The organism is Klebsiella sp. PK18, from assembly GCF_057784655.1.
The window spans coordinates 2,772,955-2,794,808 of sequence record NZ_CM173493.1 but is presented as its reverse complement, the minus strand read 5'-3'; the positions used below and the strand labels follow the sequence as shown (position 1 = coordinate 2,794,808).

At 58.8% G+C, this 21,854-nt stretch carries 22 protein-coding genes and 2 pseudogenes; 10 read left to right on the top strand and 14 right to left on the bottom strand.

The window, feature by feature from the left end; translation table 11 throughout:
- Nucleotides 1-29: 29 nt before the first annotated feature.
- The gene (locus AC3EMD_RS13670; protein ID WP_272481883.1) at nucleotides 30-125 is read right to left on the bottom strand and encodes a YnaM/YnfT family protein; all 96 of its coding nucleotides are present in this window, start codon (nucleotides 123-125) and stop codon (nucleotides 30-32) included.
- Here AC3EMD_RS13670 and AC3EMD_RS13665 point away from each other — a divergent pair.
- The 3 genes and pseudogenes from AC3EMD_RS13665 to AC3EMD_RS13655 all read left to right on the top strand — a co-directional run.
- A pseudogene (locus AC3EMD_RS13665) lies at nucleotides 85-177 on the top strand (hypothetical protein); the annotation flags it as partial. The gene AC3EMD_RS13670 and the pseudogene AC3EMD_RS13665 overlap by 41 nt on opposite strands.
- A 453-nt stretch (nucleotides 178-630) precedes the next feature.
- Nucleotides 631-1,104, top strand: a complete 474-nt coding sequence (locus AC3EMD_RS13660; protein ID WP_032733001.1) for an Hsp20 family protein — start codon at nucleotides 631-633, stop codon at nucleotides 1,102-1,104.
- Between the two features lie 167 nt (nucleotides 1,105-1,271).
- Complete coding sequence (locus AC3EMD_RS13655; RefSeq protein WP_032739867.1) at nucleotides 1,272-1,784, top strand: 2-oxo-tetronate isomerase; 513 nt, start codon at nucleotides 1,272-1,274, stop codon at nucleotides 1,782-1,784.
- A gap of 20 nt (nucleotides 1,785-1,804) precedes the next feature.
- Here the strand turns inward: AC3EMD_RS13655 and AC3EMD_RS13650 are convergent, their stop codons facing one another.
- Nucleotides 1,805-3,022 carry a diguanylate phosphodiesterase gene (locus tag AC3EMD_RS13650; RefSeq protein WP_032733002.1) on the bottom strand — a complete coding sequence of 406 codons (1,218 nt, stop codon included), beginning with the start codon at nucleotides 3,020-3,022 and terminating at the stop codon, nucleotides 1,805-1,807.
- A 339-nt stretch (nucleotides 3,023-3,361) separates the two neighbouring features.
- On the opposite strand from AC3EMD_RS13650, the gene AC3EMD_RS13645 reads away from it, so the two are divergent.
- The gene (locus AC3EMD_RS13645; protein ID WP_367187626.1) at nucleotides 3,362-3,544 is read left to right on the top strand and encodes a small membrane protein; all 183 of its coding nucleotides are present in this window, start codon (nucleotides 3,362-3,364) and stop codon (nucleotides 3,542-3,544) included.
- Nucleotides 3,545-3,572: 28 nt separating this feature from the next.
- On the opposite strand, the gene kbvR is transcribed toward AC3EMD_RS13645, so the two are convergent.
- On the bottom strand, nucleotides 3,573-4,184 hold the full coding sequence (gene kbvR / locus AC3EMD_RS13640; protein ID WP_008804989.1) for a LuxR family transcriptional regulator KbvR: 612 nt from the start codon (nucleotides 4,182-4,184) through the stop codon (nucleotides 3,573-3,575).
- Between the two features lie 310 nt (nucleotides 4,185-4,494).
- Between kbvR and AC3EMD_RS13635 the strand changes: the two genes are divergently transcribed.
- Nucleotides 4,495-5,394, top strand: coding sequence for a helix-turn-helix domain-containing protein (locus tag AC3EMD_RS13635; protein ID WP_012541794.1), 900 nt, complete (start codon nucleotides 4,495-4,497; stop codon nucleotides 5,392-5,394).
- Nucleotides 5,395-5,442: 48 nt separating this feature from the next.
- On the opposite strand, the gene AC3EMD_RS13630 is transcribed toward AC3EMD_RS13635, so the two are convergent.
- The 5 genes from AC3EMD_RS13630 to ltnD are packed head-to-tail and all read right to left on the bottom strand — an operon-like array spanning nucleotide 5,443 to nucleotide 10,444.
- The gene (locus tag AC3EMD_RS13630) at nucleotides 5,443-6,807 is read right to left on the bottom strand and encodes a GntP family transporter (protein WP_008804987.1); all 1,365 of its coding nucleotides are present in this window, start codon (nucleotides 6,805-6,807) and stop codon (nucleotides 5,443-5,445) included.
- A 57-nt stretch (nucleotides 6,808-6,864) separates the two neighbouring features.
- Nucleotides 6,865-7,647 (bottom strand): HPr family phosphocarrier protein, encoded by a 783-nt coding sequence (locus AC3EMD_RS13625; protein WP_023322571.1) that lies wholly within the window; start codon nucleotides 7,645-7,647, stop codon nucleotides 6,865-6,867.
- Nucleotides 7,648-7,651: 4 nt separating this feature from the next.
- The gene (gene otnC, locus AC3EMD_RS13620) at nucleotides 7,652-8,272 is read right to left on the bottom strand and encodes a 3-oxo-tetronate 4-phosphate decarboxylase (RefSeq protein WP_012541792.1); all 621 of its coding nucleotides are present in this window, start codon (nucleotides 8,270-8,272) and stop codon (nucleotides 7,652-7,654) included.
- A complete protein-coding gene (gene otnK / locus AC3EMD_RS13615; RefSeq protein WP_032730293.1) occupies nucleotides 8,265-9,530 on the bottom strand; it encodes a 3-oxo-tetronate kinase in 1,266 nt (421 codons plus the stop codon). Before otnK ends, otnC begins: the two co-directional genes overlap by 8 nt.
- An 11-nt stretch (nucleotides 9,531-9,541) precedes the next feature.
- Nucleotides 9,542-10,444, bottom strand: coding sequence for an L-threonate dehydrogenase (gene ltnD / locus AC3EMD_RS13610; RefSeq protein ID WP_016160982.1), 903 nt, complete (start codon nucleotides 10,442-10,444; stop codon nucleotides 9,542-9,544).
- Between the two features lie 260 nt (nucleotides 10,445-10,704).
- Between ltnD and AC3EMD_RS13605 the strand changes: the two genes are divergently transcribed.
- Nucleotides 10,705-11,466, top strand: a complete 762-nt coding sequence (locus AC3EMD_RS13605; RefSeq protein WP_008804982.1) for a DeoR/GlpR family DNA-binding transcription regulator — start codon at nucleotides 10,705-10,707, stop codon at nucleotides 11,464-11,466.
- A 17-nt stretch (nucleotides 11,467-11,483) separates the two neighbouring features.
- Here the strand turns inward: AC3EMD_RS13605 and AC3EMD_RS13600 are convergent, their stop codons facing one another.
- On the bottom strand, nucleotides 11,484-12,344 hold the full coding sequence (locus AC3EMD_RS13600) for a class A beta-lactamase LEN-2 (protein ID WP_023340103.1): 861 nt from the start codon (nucleotides 12,342-12,344) through the stop codon (nucleotides 11,484-11,486).
- A 294-nt stretch (nucleotides 12,345-12,638) separates the two neighbouring features.
- On the opposite strand from AC3EMD_RS13600, the gene AC3EMD_RS13595 reads away from it, so the two are divergent.
- Both AC3EMD_RS13595 and AC3EMD_RS13590 read left to right on the top strand, forming a co-directional pair.
- On the top strand, nucleotides 12,639-12,899 hold the full coding sequence (locus AC3EMD_RS13595) for a hypothetical protein (RefSeq protein ID WP_008804980.1): 261 nt from the start codon (nucleotides 12,639-12,641) through the stop codon (nucleotides 12,897-12,899).
- Between the two features lie 86 nt (nucleotides 12,900-12,985).
- Nucleotides 12,986-14,074: an AAA family ATPase gene (locus AC3EMD_RS13590; protein WP_032730299.1), complete on the top strand. Its 1,089-nt coding sequence runs from the start codon at nucleotides 12,986-12,988 to the stop codon at nucleotides 14,072-14,074.
- Between the two features lie 30 nt (nucleotides 14,075-14,104).
- On the opposite strand, the gene AC3EMD_RS13585 is transcribed toward AC3EMD_RS13590, so the two are convergent.
- A complete protein-coding gene (locus tag AC3EMD_RS13585; protein WP_008804978.1) occupies nucleotides 14,105-15,370 on the bottom strand; it encodes an MFS transporter in 1,266 nt (421 codons plus the stop codon).
- Between the two features lie 54 nt (nucleotides 15,371-15,424).
- Nucleotides 15,425-18,532: a beta-galactosidase gene (locus AC3EMD_RS13580; protein ID WP_302074171.1), complete on the bottom strand. Its 3,108-nt coding sequence runs from the start codon at nucleotides 18,530-18,532 to the stop codon at nucleotides 15,425-15,427.
- 196 nt (nucleotides 18,533-18,728) lie between these two features.
- Between AC3EMD_RS13580 and AC3EMD_RS13575 the strand changes: the two genes are divergently transcribed.
- Nucleotides 18,729-19,793 carry a LacI family DNA-binding transcriptional regulator gene (locus AC3EMD_RS13575; RefSeq protein WP_012541786.1) on the top strand — a complete coding sequence of 355 codons (1,065 nt, stop codon included), beginning with the start codon at nucleotides 18,729-18,731 and terminating at the stop codon, nucleotides 19,791-19,793.
- 7 nt (nucleotides 19,794-19,800) lie between these two features.
- Here AC3EMD_RS13575 and AC3EMD_RS13570 read toward each other — a convergent pair.
- A pseudogene (locus AC3EMD_RS13570) lies at nucleotides 19,801-19,994 on the bottom strand (hypothetical protein); the annotation flags it as partial.
- A gap of 64 nt (nucleotides 19,995-20,058) precedes the next feature.
- On the opposite strand from AC3EMD_RS13570, the gene AC3EMD_RS13565 reads away from it, so the two are divergent.
- Nucleotides 20,059-20,499, top strand: coding sequence for a GNAT family N-acetyltransferase (locus tag AC3EMD_RS13565; protein WP_012968274.1), 441 nt, complete (start codon nucleotides 20,059-20,061; stop codon nucleotides 20,497-20,499).
- Between the two features lie 52 nt (nucleotides 20,500-20,551).
- Here AC3EMD_RS13565 and AC3EMD_RS13560 read toward each other — a convergent pair whose 3' ends face one another.
- Entirely contained in the window at nucleotides 20,552-20,767 is a 216-nt protein-coding gene (locus AC3EMD_RS13560) for a DUF4177 domain-containing protein (protein WP_004205985.1), read from the bottom strand.
- Nucleotides 20,736-21,833 (bottom strand): transcriptional regulator FtrA, encoded by a 1,098-nt coding sequence (gene ftrA, locus AC3EMD_RS13555; protein ID WP_032740013.1) that lies wholly within the window; start codon nucleotides 21,831-21,833, stop codon nucleotides 20,736-20,738. Before ftrA ends, AC3EMD_RS13560 begins: the two co-directional genes overlap by 32 nt.
- Nucleotides 21,834-21,854: the final 21 nt, after the last annotated feature.

The window sequence follows — 21,854 nt, the reverse complement described above, 5'->3', positions numbered from 1 at the left end:
AGGGTGAACAGCAACGGCGTACAAAAGAATCAGTTATCGGGGTTGTTGGAAATGCCTTTCCAGACCATCCCCAGGCCGAGCAACATCGACGCGAAGAGGGCGAACAGGGTGGTGGAGATAAAAATACCGGTCATGGTGGTGCCTCAGAAAGTGCGTATGCAGGTTATTAGGCACGGGACGGAGAGAAAGGTTCCTTGCAGGGCTGACTATTTTTCCGTCAGGGTTTGCCGGCTGATGCCTGCAAGGTAATGGCTTGTCAGCGCGCCTCGGGCGGCGGAGCGAGCCGCTGGTGAGGAACGCGCTTATCACTGCAGTCGTAAAGGGCAAAACGGACGGTGGGGGTGGTGGCACGGTCCGGGCGTTGACATCCCTTTGAACAAGTTATATATACATGTCGCTTCTGTTTATTGAATGTTAAACAGCATCAGTTATGGGACTCAGAAGCGCCACTGCCCCCGCCGTCGGGCGGGGGTCACTCTGCCACCCGGCCTGGTTATTTTTTCCTGTGGCGAGTGATAAAAAATTTTATTTTCGCTCTTGAAAAATGCACTGCAGATATTATTTTATATAGCGGACAAGCAATGCTTGCCTTTATGTTGAGCTTTTGAATGGATATTCAGGAGGTTAATTATGGCACTCAAAACCTTGTCAGCACTCCCTGTTTTCGCTGATTCTCTTTTTGCCGATCGTTTCAACCGCATTGACCGTCTTTTCAGCCAGTTAACTGGCGATACGCCGGTGGGCGCCTTGCCGGCCTATGATTTGCAGAAAATAGATGACAGTAATTTCCTGCTCAGCGTCAGCGTGCCCGGCTGGAAAGATGAGGAACTGGAAATAGAGACCGTCGGCGGTAATCTGCATATTACCGGCAAACGTGCAGAAACTGATCCCGGGACCGACGGTAGCCAGCGCTGGATATATAAAGGCATCCGCCGCGCTGATTTCCAGCTGAGTTTCTCGCTTCCTGAACATGCCCAGATTAATCAGGCACAGCTGGATAGTGGGATCTTAAAGGTGACTATCCATCAGGAGATCCCGGAAAGCGAAAAACCGCGCAAAATTGCCATTGAGAGTCACGGCCGGGTGATTGAACACAAGGTCTGATTCGGCGACAGTTCAGACGAGTATTCGCTAAGGCCCGCGCAGCGGGCCTTTATTTTTCCACCCGAACTGACGCGATCGGTCTACTGCCGACGAGAGAAATCGATATGCTATTCTTTTAACTGGCGCGATGCTGCTGTTATTCCTTTGATATTTTGTGAGGGGTCTGAATGACAGACGAGATGAGTTACGATGCAAAACCGACCTCAGCGCTAACGGCGGAAGTGGCTCAGATGCTGGTTGCTCGGGGCTGGCGGCTAACCACGGCAGAGTCCTGCACCGGGGGCAATCTGGCGGCGGCGCTCTGTGCTCAGGCGGATACCGCGGCGTTTTATGATACCGGCGTCGTCACTTTCAGCGATGAAGCCAAACGAAACGTGCTGCAGGTTCGTGCGGAAACCCTGGCGGTACACAGCGCCGTCAGCGAAGCGTGCGTCCAGGAGATGTCGGCCGGTATTCTGGCAATGGCTGACGCCGATATCGCCATCGCCATCAGCGGCTACGCGGGACCGGAGGGCGGGGAAGATGGTACCCCCGCCGGCACGGTATGGTTTGCCTGGAATTTTCGCGGCCAGACTGAAACCAAACGGATGTGCTTTGCCGGCGACTGTGAGACCGTGGTGGCGAAAGCGGTACGATATGCCCTGGCGGCACTGAGCGAAAAGCTTGCCCACTGGCAATGACGATGCCCGGGTGCGCGTCCTTACAGGTCCGTTGCCTGGCGCGCTACCGGCCAGCAGATCTCCCCGATGCCGTTAAGGCAGGGTCGGGAAAAGAGAAATCCCTGAAACAGGCGAATGCCTACCGACTGCAGCCAGCACCACTCCTCAATGGTTTCGACGCCCTCGGCGACCACGGTGATGCCGAGATCTTCACAGCAGCGCACGACCGAGGCGACAATCGCCTGTTTGGTGCCGCTAATATGAATATCGCGCACCAGCTCCGCATCCACTTTGATTTTATCAGGCTGAAAGCGGGTCAGGAGCGACAGACCGGAGTAACCGGCGCCAAAATCGTCGATGGCCAGTTTCATGCCGGCCACGCGCAGCGCTTTGAGTACTTTGCGGAACTGGTCGAAACAGGAGATAACCTCCGTCTCAGTCACCTCGATCAAGACCTGTTCTGGCCTGAGACCTGCCGCCAGCAGGTTGTCCATCAGCCAGCCTACGGCGTCAGGATGGTTATACAGCGAGCCTGGCAGCAGGTTGACCGCCAGTTGCTGTTTGCCGAGCGGAAGGCGGGCGGCGAGAGAGAAGGCAAACGCTTTGCTCTCAAGGTCGAAACGGTAGCGATCTTCCGCCGCAATGGCGGCAAACATTTCCACGGGTGAGCCGCCGGTTGGGCTGCGGATCAGGGCTTCAAAGGAAGAGACCCGCCTTTTGGCCGGCTCGACGATGGCCTGCAGGGCGAACTGGCAGGGCTGATCCGTCAGGTTGCGCGGCGAGGCATTGCCCACTGCGGGAGTCATCGACCAGCGAGAAGGCTGCAGAGACTCGGGCAGGCAATAGCGCCCGCCGTCGGCGATAAAGGCGCTAATCAGTCTGAACATGCGGTCATTGATCGGCTCAGTTTCACCAAAGGTGCTGAAGCGCAGGATCTCTTCTACCGCAGCATCATTCTCATGATAGCGGAGATCCAACATCCGCATACCGACGTCCCGAAAACGGCGATAGGCCGAGTAGTCGCGCATCAGCTCCACCACATCGCGATGTCGTGGGTCGAATTGTATTTTGCTGAATAACGACTCGAGGATCTCCTCATTTCCTTCCAGTACCTGGAAAAACTGCTGACCATTAAACAGCAGAATCCCGGTTATCCCGAGGGGCATATTTTTTCCGCTGGCGCGATGAATAAGGGCGTCAAGATCGGTCAGTGGCCGGGCTGGATCAACCTGGCTGCGGTAAATCAAGGTGGTTAGCATAGTCATTCCGTTCGCTGTAGCAGAGCCCGATGGCCTGTACAGAGCGAAAATAGGGAGGTAGGGCCATACCCTCAAGGAGGAGGCCAGCATTTTCTGACATTCAACCAACCGTGATGTCCGCTACGCGGAACGGGAGATTCACATGGTGATTCCCTCCACTCTACAGGGAATCGGATGTTTAGCTATCTTTTTCTCAATATCGTTGCTAAAAGACAATAACAGGCCATACATTTCTTCTAAAACTCGGGGGCGGAGACTGAACTTAGCGATTAAATAATGGCTGTCAGGAATTATCCTACCACGCTATGACGTGTTCTGGAAAAAAAGAAATGAGCTTGCATGGATAATATGAGGTCAATATTATCTACGCCAATCAAATTATTTTTATTTTTCGAGGTTGTCATGGGTGATTTGCTTATTGTTTTATGTTTGATTTTTTGCCTCATTATTTCTTTGTGGAGCGGTATTTCCTATATTAAAGAGAGGCGTAAAAGACGTTATGTCTTCCGTTCCAGAAGATAATGAGTTAGCATAATAATATTTTACGAGGTTAACGTCTGGCGAGTATCTGGACAAGATTGTTGAATTGCTGACGACTCTTTAAATGGAACTTATTCATAATGTTCTTTTTATGCGAATGGATCGTTTTGTGACTAATTTTTAGTACAGTGGCAACTTCATGCGGACTCAGGCCAATGCTGAACGCGTAGATGACTTTGGTTTGCGCGTCGCTCAATGACTTACAGGGACAATTTATGCAGCGACGCAGACGATTAAAGGGAGAGCCATGCTGTTCCGTTAAGGGGCGTTGAATTGCATGACCTATCACCTCCTTAAGAAGATGAACGGCGGTGTGCGGGTGTATAAATACCGCATGCTTAAAACAGTTGGGTAAGTGATCGATGACGGTAACCTCTTCATCATTCAGGAAAATAAAAAGTTGATAATTCTCTGTAGCGTGCTGTAAAAGTTCATGGCATAAGTACCATTCTCCCGCCACCATTTCCGTGAATATGACATCGGCTTGTGCAATCGACGCCGGCTTCCATTGCTGAGAAAACTGATAATGCGATCGCTCGCACGCCTGCATCGTTTCATTAACCAGTTCGGCAATCGCAACCCGCAGATAGTGATTTTTTATATTGAACAAAAAATTCGTCATATAACTTCCCTGTTGGGTATTAAAATGATATCAGGATAAATTAAAACATATAATGGCAATGCGCCGAATATTTTTAGACGAGATAATCTAAGGGATGTTTTACACTAATGCAATAATCGCTGGAGAAAGTGGGATAACGGCAGATGAGCATACGAAAGTTCCTAATAAACAAAACGTTAAGCATATGTCTGTTAGGGTTTTTCACTGATAATTATTTTTTTATTTTTGCCGTGCATAAAAAGCTTAGTGCTGTCCGCCGCCTGTTGTTAAAATTAGAGGAGGATAAGACTACAGGAAGTATGCGGTATCTATGAAACAGATGCTCTATTTAAAAATGCTGGCGTGGCTGGAAGATAATATCTACTGTAACCCGTCTATCGATGACCTGGCGCAGTATATGGGGTATTCGCGCCGGTTTGTCTATGAGGTGTTTTATCAGTATGGTCAGTTACCCATCGGGCAGTATATCCGGCTGCGGCGGTTGACCATCGCGGCGGTGAGTCTGCGATTAACACGGCAACCGATCGCCGCCATTGCCTGGCAGTTAAGCTATGACTCGCCGCAGACTTTTTCCCGGGAGTTTAAGAAGCGCTTCTCGCTCTCGCCACGGGAATACCGTTGCGCCGTGCACTGGGACACGGCTTTGCTGTTAAAGAAATTCGACCCGGAGGGTGAGAGCCTGCCTCAGGCCCGTTTCTGTTCACTGCCCGAGAGGGTCTATCGTGGCTCTCCAATGAAGTATGAGCTGCGCCTGTCGGATATGGTATTGCAAAGCACGTCGAAGACGGCTGTCAGACAAAAGGTTGACCGTTTTTTTACCGCCGGCGGTGGCCGTCTCTCTGTGTTATCCGATTATTATGCGGCGAGAAACAATGAGCTTAACGTCGAGGTTAACGCTTTTGTCGGTTGTCATCGGGAGCGAGGGGCGTTGCCCGCGCTGACGACGAACAGCACGTTGACGACAAGGCCTGGGCTGTATGTTGGCGTTGAATTCTATGGCAGTTGGGCGCGTTACGCCCGTTTATCCAGCGATCTGTATATGGAGTTGCTGCCAGCGCTGGGAGCAAGCCGCCGGGAGGGAGTCGACATTGAATGCTTTCTCGAGCGTCATACGGAAGGTGGGCCAGCGGCGGAAAGGCGCTATCGCGTACGCTATTTTATTCCGGTGACGCTGTCTGGTGAGGTGACAGCGCGGCCAGCGCCCGGCTAACTAACAGATGACAAATAAAGGTGGCCCGGTGGCCACCTTTCACGAATATCACAACACAAACCACAGCAGCCAGGTGATCAGAAAGCCCGTCACCCCCATGATGGTCGTCAATACGGTCCAGGTTTTTAACCCGTCCGGCACCGAGAGCCCGAGATAGCGCGTGACGACCCAGAACCCGGCATCGTTGACGTGCGATAACCCGAGCGAGCCGAAGCAAGTCGCCAGCGTTACCAGCACCAGCTGAATCGGATCCAGCCCGATGACCGCCTGAGACAGCAGACCGGAGGTGGTGAGGATCGCCACGGTGGCCGATCCCTGCGAGGCCCGGAGTACCAGCGAGAGCAGGAAGGCGGCGGGCATCAGCGGCAGATGAATTGTCTCCAGCGCCTCGGCTAAGGCATTGCCGATGCCGGAGGCGACCAGTACGCCGCCAAAGGCGCCGCCGGCGCCGGCGACGAGGATCACGTCCGCCGACGAGGGGATCGCGCTGCCGGTGACTTCGCCCAGCTTTTTCAGGCTCATCCGCCGACGGATGCCCAGCGTCCAGCTGGCCAGGCCCAGGGAGATCAGCAGGGCGACCGGCGGGGTACCAATGACGGTCATCAGCTGGCGAACCGCGTTTTCCGGCAGCAGCAGTGCCTGACACAGCGTCCCGGAAACAATCAGCATAATGGGCACCACGATCAGTCCACCGATAACCAGCGCATTCGGCGGCGGCAGACGGGTCTGCTGCGCGTTAACGGAGAGGTCCGGCACTTCAGCTGTTTGCTGCTGTTCCAGCACGTTAATCGACAGATGATAATGGCGCCGATTGATAAACCGGGCGACAAAATAACCCACGATACCAACGACTATCGATACTCCAATCCCCGCCAGCATCAGCCAGCCCACATCGCTATGCAGAATGCCTGCCGCGGCCGCTGCGCCAGGGTGGGTGGGCAGCGCGACGTGCACGGTTAACATCACTCCGGCCATCGGCAGGCCAAACTTCAGCGGCGACACGTGGGCGACTTTGCTGAAGCCGTAAATTAACGGAATGATGATGATAAAGCCGACTTCAAAAAAGACCGGCGTGCCGAGAATAAAAGCCACGATGGTTAAGGCGGCAATGGTCCGTTTTGCGCCCAGTACGCCGGTCAACGTTTTCGCCAGCGATTCGGCGCCGCCGGACATTTCAATCAGCACCCCCAGCATTGAGCCCAGAATAATAATGCTGGCGATGTGACCAAGCAGGCCGCCCATGCCTTTTTCAATGGTGGTAATAATTTTATCTGCCGGAATACCGGTGGCGAATGCCACCAGCAGGCTGACGATCAGGAGCGCCACAAAAGGATGCGCTTTCGCCTTGATCACCAACAGGAGCAACAGCACTACGCTGGCTAACGCAATAAGTAACAGCGCCGATGTCGACATAGGTTTGCCTCGGGTATTAACAGGTGTACAGAGAGTTATTTTTTTAGAAAACGGCGTTTATTTTTTCCGGTAGGGCGAGAACCACCCCAGCCCGGAAAGCGTGTCTGCTCGGGGGATATATTCGCAGCCGATCCAGCCGTCATAACCGGTTTTATCCAGTAGCGCATAGAGCCACGGATAGTTTATTTCGCCCTCATCCGGTTCATGACGGTCGGGCAGGGAGGCAATCTGAATATGGCGATACTGGCCGGCATATTCGGTAATGAGATGGCTTAAATTGCCGTCCACCTTCTGCGCGTGAAACAGATCTAACTGCACCGCGACGTTTGGCCTGTCGACCCGTTTCACCATCTCCAGCGTTTGATATTGGCTGTGGTAGAGATAGCCCGGTTTGGTCTGGGGATTCAGCGCTTCGATGAGTATCCGCTTGTCGTGGCGGGCAAAGCACTCCGCCGCGTAGCGCAGATTATCGATAAGCACGGCTTCGCAGGCTGCGCGATCCATCCCCGGCTGTACCACGCCGGCCATGATATGCACCTGCGGGCAATCCAGCTGGCAGGCATACTCCAGCGCCAGCTGGATCTGCTGGCGGGCCTCGGCGCTTCTGCCTGGCACCGCGGCGAGCCCCCATTCTCCGGCGTTGACCTCGCCGGGTGGGGTATTGAACAGCACCAGCTGCAGCTGGTTCTCCTGCAGGCGCTGTTTAATTTCCCCGGCCTCATACTCATAGGGAAACAGAAACTCCACGGCTTCAAAACCCGCGCGGGCAGCGGCGGCGAACCGGTCCAGGAACGGCAGTTCGGTAAACAGCATGGTTAAATTAGCAGCAAATTTTGGCATGGTTTTATCTCAGTTCATCCACTTCGTCAGTGGTCAGGTAGCGGATCTCACGGTTGCCGAGGGTAAATATCAGCCGCGCGGTCTCTTCCAGCTCTTCGGTATTGTTGGTGGCTTCGCGCAGCGATGAGCCGGTGACCACCGGACCGTGGTTGGCCAGTAAAAAGGCGTTATAGCGGGGCGCCAGACCGGCCAGCGCCTGGGCAATACGGTCATCGCCCGGCCGGTAGTAGGGAACCACCGGGACGTCGCCGACACGCATCACCACATAGGGGGTAAAGGGACGAATACAGTTGTGCGGATCGAGCCCCTGCAGGCAGGAGAGCGCGGTCAGATAGTGGCTGTGCAAGTGGACGATCGCCTTGCAGGCCGGGTTGTGCAAATAGACCGCCCGGTGAAAAGTGACCTCTTTCGACGGTTTGTCGCCGGAGATCCATTCACCTTGCAGCGTCACCACCGACAACCGCTGTGCCTGCAGTTCGCCGAGGCAGGAGCCGGTCGGCGTCGCCAGCAGGTTGCCGTCCGGCAGCAGCAGCGACAGATTGCCGGCGGAGCCGGTGGCATAGCCGCGGCTAAACAACGAGGCGCCAATCTGCACCATTTCATCTCGCAGCTGTTGCTCAGTCATGACGAAACTCCTGCTGGGCACGGGCAAAGAAGTGGATATCGCCGAAGTTACCTGACTTCAGCGCCAGGGAGAGCGGCTGGCGGGTGTCACGCACCCAGGGCACCCCGGGGGAGATGGTCGGCCCAATATGGAACGCCTCGACCCCCAGCGTCTGCGCCACAATGCTCGATGTTTCCCCTCCGGCCACAATAAACCGGGTAAATCCTTTCGCCTTCAGGGCGGCGGCAAGGGCGGCAAACAGCTGTTCCACCCGTTCGCTGCTGGCCTTGTCGCCATACTGCGCCTGGATCCGCTGCAGCGTTTGCGGCTCGGTGGTGGCATAGATCATCGGCGCCAGCGGCGCATCGCGCTGCGCGTCCACCCAGTCAGTCAGCGTCCTGACGTAGCTCTCCAGATCGGTAAAACAGGCGCTTAAGTCGACGGCGCGGGCGGGGGCCTGTTCACGATAGGCCGCCACCTGGCTGTTGGTCATCACCGAGCAGGAGCCCGAGAGCACCACCGCCGGGCCGGCCAGCGGCATGCCCGCCTGAGCGCTTTCACCCCTGGCGCCATGGCGTTGCGCCCAGTCGCGGGCGAGGCCGATGGCGAGACCGGAACCGCCGGAGACCAGCTTCATCTCTCGCAGCGCCACGCCCTGGGTGAGCAAATCCTGTTCACTGAGGGCGTCGAGCACCACATAGCGCACCGCCGGATCGCTGATTGTCGCCAGCGCGGTGGCGACCGCCTCCGGCCCCCGGGCGACAATCGGCCAGGCAATCAGCGCGGCTTTTCCGCGCCCCTGGCGCTCAATCAAGCGGCCCAGGTGCGCATCCTCCATCGGCGTCACCGGATGGTGGCGCATCCCGGACTCATTCAGCAGTTGCTCGCCGACAAACAGATACCCCTGATAGACCGTGCGGCCGTTCACCGGCAGCGCCGGGGAAATCACCGTCCGCGTTTCACCCAGCTCGGCCAGCAGAGCATCCAGCACCGGGCCAATGTTGCCCTGCGCGGTGCTGTCGAACGTGGAACAGTACTTGAAGTAGAATTGCTGACAGCCCTGGGCCTGCAGCCAGCGCAGCGCGGCCAGCGACTGGCTGACGGCCATTTCCACCGCGCAGGAGCGGGTTTTCAGGCTGATGACCACCGCCTCGCTGGTCAGCGGAAGATCGCGGGTCGGCACGCCATTCAGTTGCACCGTCGGCATGCCGTTGCGCACGAGGAAGCTGGCGATATCCGTGGCGCCGGTGAAGTCATCGGCAATGACACCAAGCTGCATGTTGTCTCTCCTCACTGTTTGTGGCCCGGCAGGGTGATGCCGTTGAAAATCTTGATCACCGCGCTGTCATCTTCCCGGCCGAATCCGGCATTGCTGGCGGAGGTGAACATATTTAGCGCGGTGGTGGCGAGCGGCAGCGGGAAGGTCAGCGCCCGGGCGGTGTCATTCACCAGACCGAGATCTTTGACAAAAATATCGACGGCGGATTTTGGCGAGTAATCGCCATCCAGGACGTGCTGCATGCGATTCTCAAACATCCAGGAATTACCCGCCGCGTGCGTCACCACGTCATACAACGTCTCCAGCGGGATCCCGGCGCGGGCGGCAAGCGCCATCGCTTCGGCGGCAACAGCGATATGCACCCCAGCCAGCAGCTGATGAATAATCTTTACCGTCGAGCCAAGGCCGATGTCGCTGCCGATGCGGTAGACTTTGCCGGCCACGGCGTCCAGTACCGGCGCGAGGCGGGCAAAGGCGGCATCGCTTCCGGAGGCCATCACCGTCATGTCGCCAGCGGCCGCTTTCACTGCGCCGCCCGATACCGGCGCGTCAAGCATCAATAGCTGGTATTCCGCCAGCGCCACGGCTATCGCCTGGGCATCGGCGGAGGCGATGGTGGACGACACCATCACGACGGTGCCGGGCTTCAGATGGGCGGCGAGGCCGGTTTCGCCGAACAGGATCCCCCGCACCTGGGCGGCATTGACCACCAGCAAGACGACCGCATCCAGGTCAGCGGCGAAAGGCACCGCGCTGGGGCCCGCGCCTTTGGCGCCCGCCGCCAGCAGTGCGCGACAGTTGTCGGGGTTGATGTCAACGCCCCAGGTGTTCAGGCCCGCCTGCAGGCAGGCGCGGGCGGCGCCCATGCCCATTGAACCCAGTCCAATCACGCAGACGTTAGTGTGTGCAGCCATGATGGTCTCCTTGTGAATATTCGTTAATTAATGTGATTTAATGATAGAATAAAGCGTTATAATGTGAATTTATGTGAGAGCTATCACGAATAACCCACATGAATATAAAAAATTCACAGGCGGAAAGAGGCTGCACAACGGCGATTCTTGCCCTAAAATAGCGTAAAAACAGCGGCAAAGCGCGATAACAACACAGGGTGTCGCCAGGTCCGCAGCCCGTGTGGTGACGCCTGGTGTGAAAAAATGGTAAGGGGAGAGCGGTGATTCCAATAGAACGACATCAGCGTATTTTAGCCCTGGTGGAGCAGCGTGGGGCGGTAAGCATCAATGAGCTGACGGAGATCCTCGGCGTGTCCCATATGACCATCCGTCGGGACGTCAGTAAACTGGAGGAACAGGGGCTGCTGGTCAGCGTCTCAGGCGGCGTGCGCGCCGTCAGCCGGCTGGCCACGGAACCCAGTCATCTGGTGAAAAGCACGCTGCAGAGCGAGGAGAAACAGGCGATTGGCGCGCTGGCGGCGAGTCACATCGCCAAAAACAGCTGTATCTATCTCGATGCCGGGACCACCACCCTGGCGCTGGCGCGGGCGATCCTCGACCGGGATGATCTGCAGGTGGTGACCAATGATTTTGAGATAACCCAACTGTTGATCGATGCCAGCCAGTGCGGCGTGATCCACACCGGCGGTACCCTGTGCCGGGAGAACCGCTCCTGCGTGGGCGAATCGGCGGCGCGAACGTTACGCCACCTGGCTATCGATACGGCCTTCATCTCCGCCAGCGGCTGGGACAGTCGCGGTATTTTCACCCCTGATGAGAACAAGGTTACCGTCAAGGAGACCGTCAGCCAGGTCAGCGCGAGAAGCATCCTGCTGTGCGACAGTTCGAAATACAATCAGGTGGCCACCTTTATGGCGTTACCCTTGACCCGGTTCACCACTATTATTACCGATCGGCATCTGTCCGATGCCGCCGCCAGTCATATCGCCCGGCACGCCTGCGAGGTGCTGCGGGCCGGCTAACGCACGGTACCGCCGGGTTAGCGTTGCCAGTGCTCGATCAGCGCTGCGCCGATCCCGGCGATATGTTGATTACGCTCGGCCATACTCGCCGGGGTATCCCGCAGATAGATCACCACAATGCGCTCCGGTTTGCCGTCCGGGCCGAGCAGGGCGACAATGCCGCGCGCACCCCGTTCGCCAGCCCCGGTTTTGTCGGCGATAAACCAGCCCGGCGGCAGCACGGCGCGGATCAGCGGGCCGGCAACCCGATCGTCCACCATCCACTGCAGGAGTTGCTGTTGCGAACGGGCGCTCAGATGCTGCGCGGTCAGTAGTTTGCGCAGCGTGGCGGCCATGCTGGCCGGGGTGGTGGTGTCGCGCGCGTCGCCGGGAAGCGCCTCATTCAGTGCCGTTTCCCAGCGGTCAAGACGGGTGACGTTGTCACCGATCTGGCGCAGAAAGGCAGTCAATCCCGCGGGGCCGCCGACGGTGGCCAGCAGCAGATTGCCAGCGCTGTTATCGCTCAGGGTGATGGCGGCGGCGCAGAGTTCGCCGATCGTCATCCCGTCGACAAGGTGTTTTTCGCTGACCGGGGAGTAGTCCACCAGATCCTGCTGGCGGTAGTGGATCCGCCGATCCAGTTGTTCGACCCCTGCATCCACCCGCGCCAGCACCGCGCCGCACAGCAGCACTTTAAAGGTGCTCACCATGGGAAAGCGTTCATCGGCGCGCCAGGCGGCCAGCGTGCGGCCGCTGGCCAGATCCATTTCCACCATCCCCACGCGGCCCGACAGCTGGCTTTCGCTTTGTTTAATCTGCTCAAGCGGCTGTGGACCGGCGTCTACCGCCAGTGGCAGGGTGGCTAACAGGGAGATAACACACAGGCGAACATAACGCATAACCGCAATACTTCCTTGAGTGAGGGCCGATAAGGGCGAGCAAAGGGGCGACAAATAAGAATAACCCGGCGTTTTGCTGATTCACAATTCCTCTTTTTTCCTTCATCATTTGTCATCTTTTATTTCGAATAATCAATATTTAGCCCAGCCTCAGCACGCTATTTTTTGACTCAAGGCCGCGATGAACTATAAGAAAGTACGTAATGCCGCACTCAGGCTGGCGCCGTTTGTTGACGACAATGCCCGCCGCACTCCGCGGTTCGCCAATGATATACGCCATCCCGGGAGGAACTGGTGCACCCGATAATTAAGGTCATGCTGGTGGGAGGTAAGGCCGACGGGCTGTTGGTCAGCGTCGCCGATGACGCGACCGAGGTCTCGGTGACGCCTGCTCAGTACGGTGCCCCATCCGGGCAACCGCTGAGCTATCGTATTGTCAGTCAAACCATTGACGATGAACGCTATTATTTTGGCGTCTTCAGTGAAGCCCATCAGGATAGCGACAAGCTGACGCGGGTCGCCCTGACCCGTGGAATGAAAAAAATGTTCTGTTAAACCCTGCCCGAATGAGGGCGTGAGAAGGTAACCCTGGCGCCGCTATGCTACTGTGGCAGCCTTCTATTTCCAGGGCAGGACCCATGATGATTCAGTACATCCGTATTCAAAACTTTCGCTCGGTCAGGGATATCGCGCTGGAGCTCGGGCCGCTGAACATTGTCTTCGGCCCCAACGGCTGCGGCAAATCCAATATTTATAACGCCATCCACCTGCTGACCGCCGCCGCTGACGGCAGGCTGTCGGGGTTTATCAGCGAAGAGGGCGGTCTGGAGAATATGATGTGGTCCGGGGAGCGTTCGCCCGTTGATCGTCATCCCCGGCGGCTGCAGATCGCCTGCCGGACCGACAGCTTCGATTATGAGCTGCAGATAGGTTTCCCGGAAAAATTGCCCTATCCGACGCAGTTCATGCTCGATCCCATCGTTAAAGAAGAGAATATCTGGCTGGCCGGCTACTCCCGCCGGCCTTCCTCCCGCATACTGCAGCGTAAGAATCAGGCGGCGTTTCTCGTCGATGTGACGGGGGAGAAAAGTACGTTCACTGAGAGCATCTATGAAAACGAGTCGGTGTTCGGTCAGCTCGGCGAACCGCATCGTTTTCCCGAGGTGTCGCGAGTGCGGGAAACCCTGCGCCGCTGGCGGTTTTATCATGAATTCGCTATCGGCCGCCATTCGCCGCTGCGTCAGCCGGCCGTGGGGTACCGTTCGCCAGTGCTCGACAGCGATGGCCATAATCTGGCGGCCGCCTTTCAGACCATTGTCGAGATCGGCGCGGAAGAGATTTTGCACGAGATCCTCGCCGACGCCTTTCCTGGCTGCCAGTTTTACTGTGAAAACGAGCAGTCACGTTTCGCCCTGAAAATGCGTCGCGAGGGGATCCGCCGCCCGCTGCTGGCGGCGGAGATGTCTGACGGTACGCTGCGCTTTTTGTGCCTCGCCGTTGCGCTGCTCAGCCCGCGCCCGCCGGCCTTTCTGGCGATCAATGAACCGGAGAACAGCCTGCATCGCGACATGTTGCCCGCGCTGGCCCGGCTGATTATCGAGGCCTCGCGCTACAGCCAGATCTGGCTGACCAGCCACTCGGCAGAGCTGGCGGAGCTGATTGCCGCCGGGGCGCCTTGTCAGCGCTATGCCCTGGAGAATCGCGGCGGGGAGACGCGGATTGCCGAGTGAATCCCGTCGTCCCTGACGGGGGCGCCGGAGTCAGGCGGGGGTCTGCGTCCCCGCTGCAGGCAGCAGATTTTTCCCTCCCCGTAAGGTAAAGAACGAGAGCAGGGTGAAGCTCAGGGTGATACACCCGAGGATCAAATAAGCCTGATGGAAGCCGACGGTGTCGTACATCCGGCCGACCCAGGCGGAAAGCACCACCCCGGAAAGCTGTTTCGACAGGTTAAAGCCGATCAGAAACAGGGTGGCCGAGAGCCGCGGGTTAAAGGCGGAGGAGATATATTTAAAGGTCCCGACCAGCAGGAAGGGGATCTCAAACATATGCAGCATCTTGAGGATCACCACCTCCACCGCCGATGAGGCAAAAGACGACCCGAGAATACGCACCGACATGATCATCCCCGCCGTCAGCAGGGCGTTTTTGGCGCCGATGCGGTTAACGATGGCCGGGGCGCAGAACATAATTAGCGCGTTGAGCAGTTCGCCGCCGGTGGTAACAAAGCCAAACACTTCGGTACCACGCTGCGGGCTGGCGAAAAAGCTTTTGAAAAAGTTGGCGAACTGCTGGTCAAACACGTCATAGACGCTGGCGACGCCGATCACATAGACGATAAAGCCCCAGAAGCGCGGCATACGCAGCAGCTCTGCCGCCGTGCGCAGCGAAAAGGCCTGGCGATTGGCGCCCAGCGCTTCGATAACCTCGGCGCTGTTGCTGCTTTCCGGTCGCGACAACCAGAGCAGCAGACCGAGCACCAGCGCAAAACCGGAGGCGATCCAGAAGGTGATGTTGGGATCGATGCCGAACAGCACGCCGGTTATCGAGGCGCACAGCGCCCAGCCGACGCAGCCTGCGACCCGCACTTTGCCATATTCAAAGCGGTTGGCCCGGCTGACGCGTTCGATATAGGCTTCCACCGCCCCGGAGCCGCTGGAGAAAACAATCCCCAGATAGATCCCGCCCGCCAGCGCCCCGGCGATAATATTCATTTGCAGCAGCGGTGAAAAAACGAAAATAAAGAACGGTGCGAACAGAATTAACAGCACCGTAATAGTCCACAGCAGATGTTTGCGCAGGCCGAGCTTATCCGACATCAGGCCAAACACCGGCTGGAAAATAATGGCGAATAACGAAATAGACGAGAAAACGATCCCGGTTTCCGTTTTGGTTAAATGGTTAACGTCCGCCAGCCACACCGGAAAAAACGGAAAGTAGGCCGACATAATGAAATAGTAAAAGAAAAAGAACAGCAGGAAATAGACAAAATTATGCCGTTCTCGTGGCGCCAGTTCAGAGAATTTCATCACCATGATCCCTTGTTATTCTGTTTGTAGGGTGGGGGCTGTCGCCCCCACGGATTAAAGGCAACGCAAAAAGACCTCGTACTGCCAGCGCGTTTGACTCAGGAGCCACTGCGGTAGCACGCTGGGGGTCCAGGAGTCATCGCCGCCCACCCCCATATGCAGGCCGTCGAGGGTGATCCACACGCCGTCTTCGGCCTGCATCTTGTGCCAGTGGTCGGTCTCCATCAGCTGACGGGTACTCCACGGCTGAACGGAGAAGTGGAAATGACCGCTGACGTGCCAGCGTCCCCAGTCCAGCGCCTGGGTATCACAGCGCAGGCCGTTTTCCGTCGGGAAGATGTAGGGCGTCGTCATCGCCGCCAGCGGCTGCTCCCAGCGGGCGAAGCAGGCGCTGCTCCGCCGGTCGGGGTAGTTCTCATGCGGCCCCAGCCCCAGCCAGCTCACCGGCGCCTGCTGATCCGCCACCTGGAAGTGCAGCCCGACCCGCGGCAGCGGCGGCAGGGTTTCTGCCCGTTCGCCGTCCACCGCCAGCCGCAGCGTACCGTCCGCGGTGAAGTGCATGCGCCAGTGGCTGACAATCACTACCTCTTCGCCGCGCAGATAGTGCCAGCGGCAGTCGACGAGGGTTTCATTTGCCAGGCGCTGCGCGTCGCACTGGACGCAGTGCGCCTCAAGATCGTACAGGCCGGCGCTTTTCCAGCGCTCCACCCAGGCGTTGGGGTCGATACGCTCTACTTCGCTGACCCCGATGTCGTTGTCGAGCGGCGCGCGAATAAACTGGTCACGCAGGGGGGTCAACAGCTGCTCCTGACCGCCAACCGACCAGCGGCTCAGCAGACCCGTCCGGCGATCGATGGTCCAGCATTGCGAACCGGCGCGGATCTGCCAGACCTCGTCGCTGACGATAAGATCCGGAGCGCCGGCAGACACCGTGGGCGCCGGCAGCGCCAGCGGGGCGGGCAGGGGAAACTGTTGCCAGGCGACGCGGTGTTCCGCTTCTGACCAGGCGGTCGCCCGGGGCTGGGTCACCTCCAGCGTCAGCCACACCGCGCGGGCGCCTTCAGGCAGGATCAGGCTGTCAAGCAGCGTTATCTCGTCGCTGCCCTCAGGGGGCAGCGCCAGGGTCAGGTTGCCGTGATACAGGGTTTCACCGGCCGACTGCACCTGCCAGCGCACCACTTCGTTATCGGTTGGACGGAACAGGTATTCGCTGGTGATGCGCACCCGCAGCGGCGCGGTCGACAGCAGCGTGAACTGAAAATACTGCTGGGCGTGCTTCGCCTCCACCAGCGACGGATGCGGCGTGCGATCGGGAAACACCAGACCGTTCATACAGAACTGGCGATCGTTAGGCTTATCGCCAAAGTCGCCGCCATAGGCCCAGCCGACGCTGCCGTCGTCAAAGATTTTGCGGATCGCCTGGTCGGCCCAGTCCCAGATAAACCCGCCCTGTAATCGCGGATACTCGCGGAAGGCCTGCCAGTAATCGGCGAAGTTGCCGAGGCTGTTGCCCATCGCGTGGGCATATTCGCAAAGGAGCAGCGGCCGCTGCTCGCCGGGCAGGCTGATCCATTTTTTGATCCCCCATTTGGGTACCGCCGGGATCGGCTGGTCGCGTTCGACGCGGGCGTACATCGGACAGATAATATCGGTGGCGGTGGTATCCGCGCCGCCGCCCTCGTACTGCACCGGACGGCTCGGGTCGTTGCGTTTCAGCCAGTGGTACAGCGCTTCGTGGTTGCCGCCGCCGCCGGACTCGTTGCCCAGCGACCAGATGATAATGCACGGATGGTTGCGGTTGCTCTGTACCATCCGGGTGACGCGGGCGCTGAAGGCTGGCAGCCACGCCGGATCGTCGGACAGCCGATTCATCGGCACCATCCCGTGGGTTTCAATATTAGCTTCATCGACCACGTACAGACCGTAGCGGTTGCAGAGTTCATACCAGCGCGGCGCGTTGGGGTAGTGCGAGCAGCGCACGGCGTTAAAGTTGTTCTGCTTCATCAACAGAATGTCCTGCACCATATCCGCCTCGGTGACCACCTGACCGCGCAAATGATGATGCTCATGGCGGTTAACGCCGCGGATCAGCAGCGGTTTGCCGTTGAGACGCAGCAGGCCATCGACAATCTCGATGCGGCGAAAACCGATGTCCCATGCTTCGGCCTCCAGTAGTTCGTCGCCGCGCCACAGGGTGACCACGGCGCGATAACAGTTTGGAGTTTCCGCGCTCCAGTGCGCCGGCGCCGTCACCGCCAGAGCAAAATCGACCCGTTCCGCGTAGTGGCCGCGTTCATCCACCGCCGGGGTGCCTAACGGCTGCCGCCCGGCGGCGACCTGCCCCTCGCCACGCCACAGGCTAACCCCGACGCTGAGCCCGGCAAGGGCCGCCTCTGTCGCTTCGACGGTCGCCTGGACCTGCAGAGTGCCATCGCGGTAGAGGGCGTCGAGGGCTGGCGTCAACTGCACGTCGCATAGCCGTTGCTGCGGCTTATTCAGCAGCCACACCGAGCGGAAAATGCCGCTCATCCGCCACATATCCTGGTCTTCCAGCCAGCTGCCGGCGCTCCAGCGCATGACCATCACGCACAGGCGGTTGTCGCCCGGGCGCAGGAAGGGGCTGAGATCGAACGCTGCCGGCAGGCGACTGTCCTGCGAATAGCCGACCCAGACGCCATTGCACCACAGATGAAACGCCGAGTTGACGCCATCGAAAATAATCTGCGTTTGCCCGTTCTCGCGCCATGTGTCCTCAACCGTAAAGTGCAGGGAATAACAGCCGGTCGGGTTATCCTCCGGCACCCGCGGTGGCGTGGTATCGATGGGATAGCGGACGTTGGTGTAGATCGGCGCGTCATAGCCCTCCATCTGCCAGTTGGAAGGCACTGGCGTGCCGCGGCTGTCCGGCAGATCCTGCGTCAGCCACTGCGCATCGACGGCGAACGGGCTGCGGGCGTAAGCGAACTGCCACTCGCCGTCCAGCTGACGGCGGCGTGTGGAGGGATGGTTATCCCGGGCGGCAAGCTCATCGCGCCAGCTGGCGAAAGCGGGATGCGCCGGCAGGCGGTTAAGGTGGGTAATGGTCTGGTTCTGCCAGTCTTCACGGGCGAGGACGGCGTGAAAGTCGGGCATATGGCTGTGGCCGGTATCGCTAATTTGCATTTTAATCCCCGGTAAGTCAGAAAATGTCGTTCGCTAAACAGGATGATTAACGTTATCGGGTAATTTGTTTTTTCCAGCAATCACGCTGAAAATGAAATGAACAGACGATCACGAAAGCGGGGGCAAAACGCTGTTTTTTGTCGCGCGTTAAACATAAAATGTTAGCGCACGACATTGTTATCGCTGAGGAGAAAAGATGCCGCGTCGTACCGCAACCCTTGAGGATGTCGCCCGCGCGGCGGGGGTCTCCCAACAGACGGTCTCCCGGGTGCTGAACCGTCCTGAGGTGGTGTCAGCCCGCACCCGGGAGCAGGTGATCCGCGCGATGCAGACGCTGCACTACGTGCCTAACCGCTCGGCGCAACTGCTTGCCGGCAAGGCGGCGCCCTCCATCGGGTTAATTACCGCCTCGCTGACGCTGCATGCCCCCTCGCAGATCGCCGCCGCGATAAAAAGCCATGCCAGCCTGCATCAGCTGGAAGTGGCGATAGCGATGCCGGCGCAGGCCGATTTTGTCGCGCTGCAGGCGCGGCTGGATGAGCTGCGCGCCCAGCATATTCGCGGGGTGATCGTCAGTCTGCCCCTGGAGAGCGCCACCGCCGAGCGGCTGGTGCAAGAGAACCCGGATATGGCCTGCCTGTTTCTTGATGTCTCTCCGGAGGCCGATGTCTGCTGCGTGCGCTTCGACCACCGCGACGGCTGCGGAGCCTGCGTACGCCACCTGTGGGAGCTGGGGCATCGCGAATTCGGCCTGCTGGCGGGGCCGGAAAGTTCGGTTTCCGCCCGTCTGCGCCTCGCCAGCTGGCGCGAGGCGCTGCACAGTCTGAATATCGCTCGCTCAACAACGGTGTTCGGCGACTGGAGCGCCGCCAGCGGCTGGCAAAAAACGTTTGAGCTGCTGCATCTGCAGCCGCGGATCAGCGCGATTGTGGTGGCGAACGATCAAATGGCGCTCGGCGTGCTCAGCGCGCTCGCCCAGCTTAATCGCAGCGGTAGCCGGGCGGTATCGGTGACCGGCTATGACGACACCGCCGACAGTCTCTACTTCCAGCCGCCGCTCACCACGGTGGCGCAGGACTTCGATCTGCTGGGCAAGCGGGCGGTGGAACGGCTGATCGCCCTGATGGCGGCCCCGCAGCTGCGGATCCGCGAACTGCTGCCGACCCGGCTTATTGTGCGCCAGTCGGCCTGGCCCGCCGCCGTTGCGGAGGATCAGCAGCAGACCCTCGCGCAACTGAAAGCGCTGGTGGAAAAACTTTAGCGCAGGCCGTTGAGGCTTTATTGAGGTTGACTCTGTTAACCTCGTCATCAAACGTAGAGAGGTCAGGATTATCTGTCTGCGAAAAATGCAAAACACAATCTATCCATGCAAGCATTGATTTACCGCCAGTCATATGGCGGTTTTTTTTTGCCGTCGCCCGCCTCTACCGTTTTCTTCCGTTCGCCTTTCCGCCTGGCATATCCTGCCGCGGCATGCTAGATCTTGCTTCCGGGGCTCCATCCGGGAGACGACGGGAGGCAAGGGTATGATGGTGATAGAGGGTAAAGAGGCGATCGCGCGGGTGGACTGGCAGCGGGTGCGAACCATTATCGCCGAGGCCGGATTGAATGAGCGCGATGTTCAGCAACTGGAGCAGGCGTTCCGCCAGAGCACCTTCTGCTGGTTTGGCTATGAGAACGGCCAGTTGATTGCCGTGGCGCGAGCCATCAGCGATTGCACCTGGAGCAGCTATCTGGCGGATGTGGCGATCGTCCCCGAACGTCAGGGGCAGGGTTACGGGCAACAGCTGATGCTGGCCATCCGGGAGCAGTTGCTTCCCTTTGGCAAAATTTTTATCTATGCGGTCGCCGATAAAATTACGTTTTATCAGCGCTTTGGTTTTGCCATGCTGACCACTGGCATGGTCTGCGCCAGCGAGGAGGGCATGCACAACATGCAGGAGCAGGGCTATATCCGTCGGCCCTGAAAGCAGGCGCTCAGGAACGCCTGGCTTAAACGTGTAAACCAGGCGCAGGCTGTCAGAGGGGGCGTTCGAGCACGAAAAGATACGCTTCCCGCGACCAGAACAGGGCGGTGCGGCGGCGCTCCACCGACATGGTTTTCACTTCCCATCCCTCACGGGTATAGCTGCTGAGAAACTGGCTCATTTTGTCAGGGTCAGCCTTGGCTTCGCCAAAAAACAGGCTGCCCAGCAGCCCCTCTTTATAGATCACTACCCGACACTCTTTCTTCATCATCGACCCTCCTGGCGACCCGTTTACTGTGGCCGTCTATTGTCCGTTGCCGCGACGATTTTGCAATCGGAGAAGTAGCAAACTGTTTCCGGTACTGCAGCGGACTGAGCGCGAAGTGCTGGCGAAAATGGTGACGCAGGGTGCCGGCGCTGGCAAACCCGCAGCGCTCAGCGATCTGATCGATGGACATCGTGCTCTCCGTCAGGTGCTGGCGGGCGCGCAGCAGCCGCTCGTCCAGCAGCCAGCGGGCGGGTGTTTTACCGGTGGCCTCCTCAAAGCGGCGCAAAAAGGTGCGCGTCCCCATGCCGGCGCGCTGGGCGAGGGAAGCGACGGTATGGCTGGCGGCAAGATGCTGGTGCAGATAGTCAAACAGCTGCCCAAGGCGCTGGCTCTCCCGGCTGCGGGCTACCGGGCGCAGGACCTGCTGCGTCTGACCGCCGTCGCGATGGGGAGAGACCACCAGGCGGCGGGCGACGACGTTGGCGGCTTCGCTGCCGAAATCCTCGCGCACCAGATGCAGACAAAGGTCGATCCCCGCCGCGCTGCCGGCGGAAGTCATCAGCAAAGCATCGCCCACGTAGAGCACATCTTCCACCACCTGGATCTGCGGGAAACGCGACTGCAGCGCCGCGGTGTAGCGCCAGTGGGTCGTTGCCTGGCGGCCATTGAGCAGCCCGGCGGCGGCGAGAACGAACACCCCGGAACAGATGGAAATAATCCGGCATCCGCGGGCGTGGGCGGCAACGAGGGCGGCGCACAGCGCCTCGGGGACCGGGGCGTCGACACCGCGCCAGCCGGGGACCACAATCGTATCCGCCTGGGCGAGAAGTTCAGGGCCGCCGTCAGTCATCAGGCGGATGCCGCCGGTAGCGCACAGCGGCCCTTCATCGACGGCGGCGACGGCGAACTGGTACCAGTTGTCGCCCATTTCCGGGCGCGGCAGGCCGAAGATCTCCACGGCTACGCCAAACTCAAAGGTGCACAGGCCATCGTAGGCGAGGGCGACCACCTGATGACGTGACGGTGTCACAGAAGGGGTTGTCAGGATGTTAGCGTTTTCTGTCATGGTTGTCGGCAGATCAGGGTG

What these genes read in the sequence shown, in the direction of transcription:
- ltnD (WP_016160982.1), bottom strand. Translation starts at nt 10,444, where the DNA reads ATGGCTGCACACACTAACGTCTGCGTGATTGGACTGGGTTCAATGGGC.
- AC3EMD_RS13645 (WP_367187626.1), top strand. Translation starts at nt 3,362, where the DNA reads ATGGATAATATGAGGTCAATATTATCTACGCCAATCAAATTATTTTTA.
- ftrA (WP_032740013.1), bottom strand. Translation starts at nt 21,833, where the DNA reads ATGACAGAAAACGCTAACATCCTGACAACCCCTTCTGTGACACCGTCA.
- AC3EMD_RS13635 (WP_012541794.1), top strand. Translation starts at nt 4,495, where the DNA reads ATGAAACAGATGCTCTATTTAAAAATGCTGGCGTGGCTGGAAGATAAT.
- AC3EMD_RS13580 (WP_302074171.1), bottom strand. Translation starts at nt 18,532, where the DNA reads ATGCAAATTAGCGATACCGGCCACAGCCATATGCCCGACTTTCACGCC.
- AC3EMD_RS13575 (WP_012541786.1), top strand. Translation starts at nt 18,729, where the DNA reads ATGCCGCGTCGTACCGCAACCCTTGAGGATGTCGCCCGCGCGGCGGGG.
- AC3EMD_RS13625 (WP_023322571.1), bottom strand. Translation starts at nt 7,647, where the DNA reads ATGCCAAAATTTGCTGCTAATTTAACCATGCTGTTTACCGAACTGCCG.
- AC3EMD_RS13600 (WP_023340103.1), bottom strand. Translation starts at nt 12,344, where the DNA reads ATGCGTTATGTTCGCCTGTGTGTTATCTCCCTGTTAGCCACCCTGCCA.
- otnK (WP_032730293.1), bottom strand. Translation starts at nt 9,530, where the DNA reads ATGCAGCTTGGTGTCATTGCCGATGACTTCACCGGCGCCACGGATATC.
- AC3EMD_RS13655 (WP_032739867.1), top strand. Translation starts at nt 1,272, where the DNA reads ATGACAGACGAGATGAGTTACGATGCAAAACCGACCTCAGCGCTAACG.
- AC3EMD_RS13650 (WP_032733002.1), bottom strand. Translation starts at nt 3,022, where the DNA reads ATGCTAACCACCTTGATTTACCGCAGCCAGGTTGATCCAGCCCGGCCA.
- AC3EMD_RS13660 (WP_032733001.1), top strand. Translation starts at nt 631, where the DNA reads ATGGCACTCAAAACCTTGTCAGCACTCCCTGTTTTCGCTGATTCTCTT.
- AC3EMD_RS13630 (WP_008804987.1), bottom strand. Translation starts at nt 6,807, where the DNA reads ATGTCGACATCGGCGCTGTTACTTATTGCGTTAGCCAGCGTAGTGCTG.
- AC3EMD_RS13560 (WP_004205985.1), bottom strand. Translation starts at nt 20,767, where the DNA reads ATGAAGAAAGAGTGTCGGGTAGTGATCTATAAAGAGGGGCTGCTGGGC.
- AC3EMD_RS13590 (WP_032730299.1), top strand. Translation starts at nt 12,986, where the DNA reads ATGATTCAGTACATCCGTATTCAAAACTTTCGCTCGGTCAGGGATATC.
- AC3EMD_RS13585 (WP_008804978.1), bottom strand. Translation starts at nt 15,370, where the DNA reads ATGAAATTCTCTGAACTGGCGCCACGAGAACGGCATAATTTTGTCTAT.
- kbvR (WP_008804989.1), bottom strand. Translation starts at nt 4,184, where the DNA reads ATGACGAATTTTTTGTTCAATATAAAAAATCACTATCTGCGGGTTGCG.
- AC3EMD_RS13565 (WP_012968274.1), top strand. Translation starts at nt 20,059, where the DNA reads ATGATGGTGATAGAGGGTAAAGAGGCGATCGCGCGGGTGGACTGGCAG.
- otnC (WP_012541792.1), bottom strand. Translation starts at nt 8,272, where the DNA reads ATGACTGAGCAACAGCTGCGAGATGAAATGGTGCAGATTGGCGCCTCG.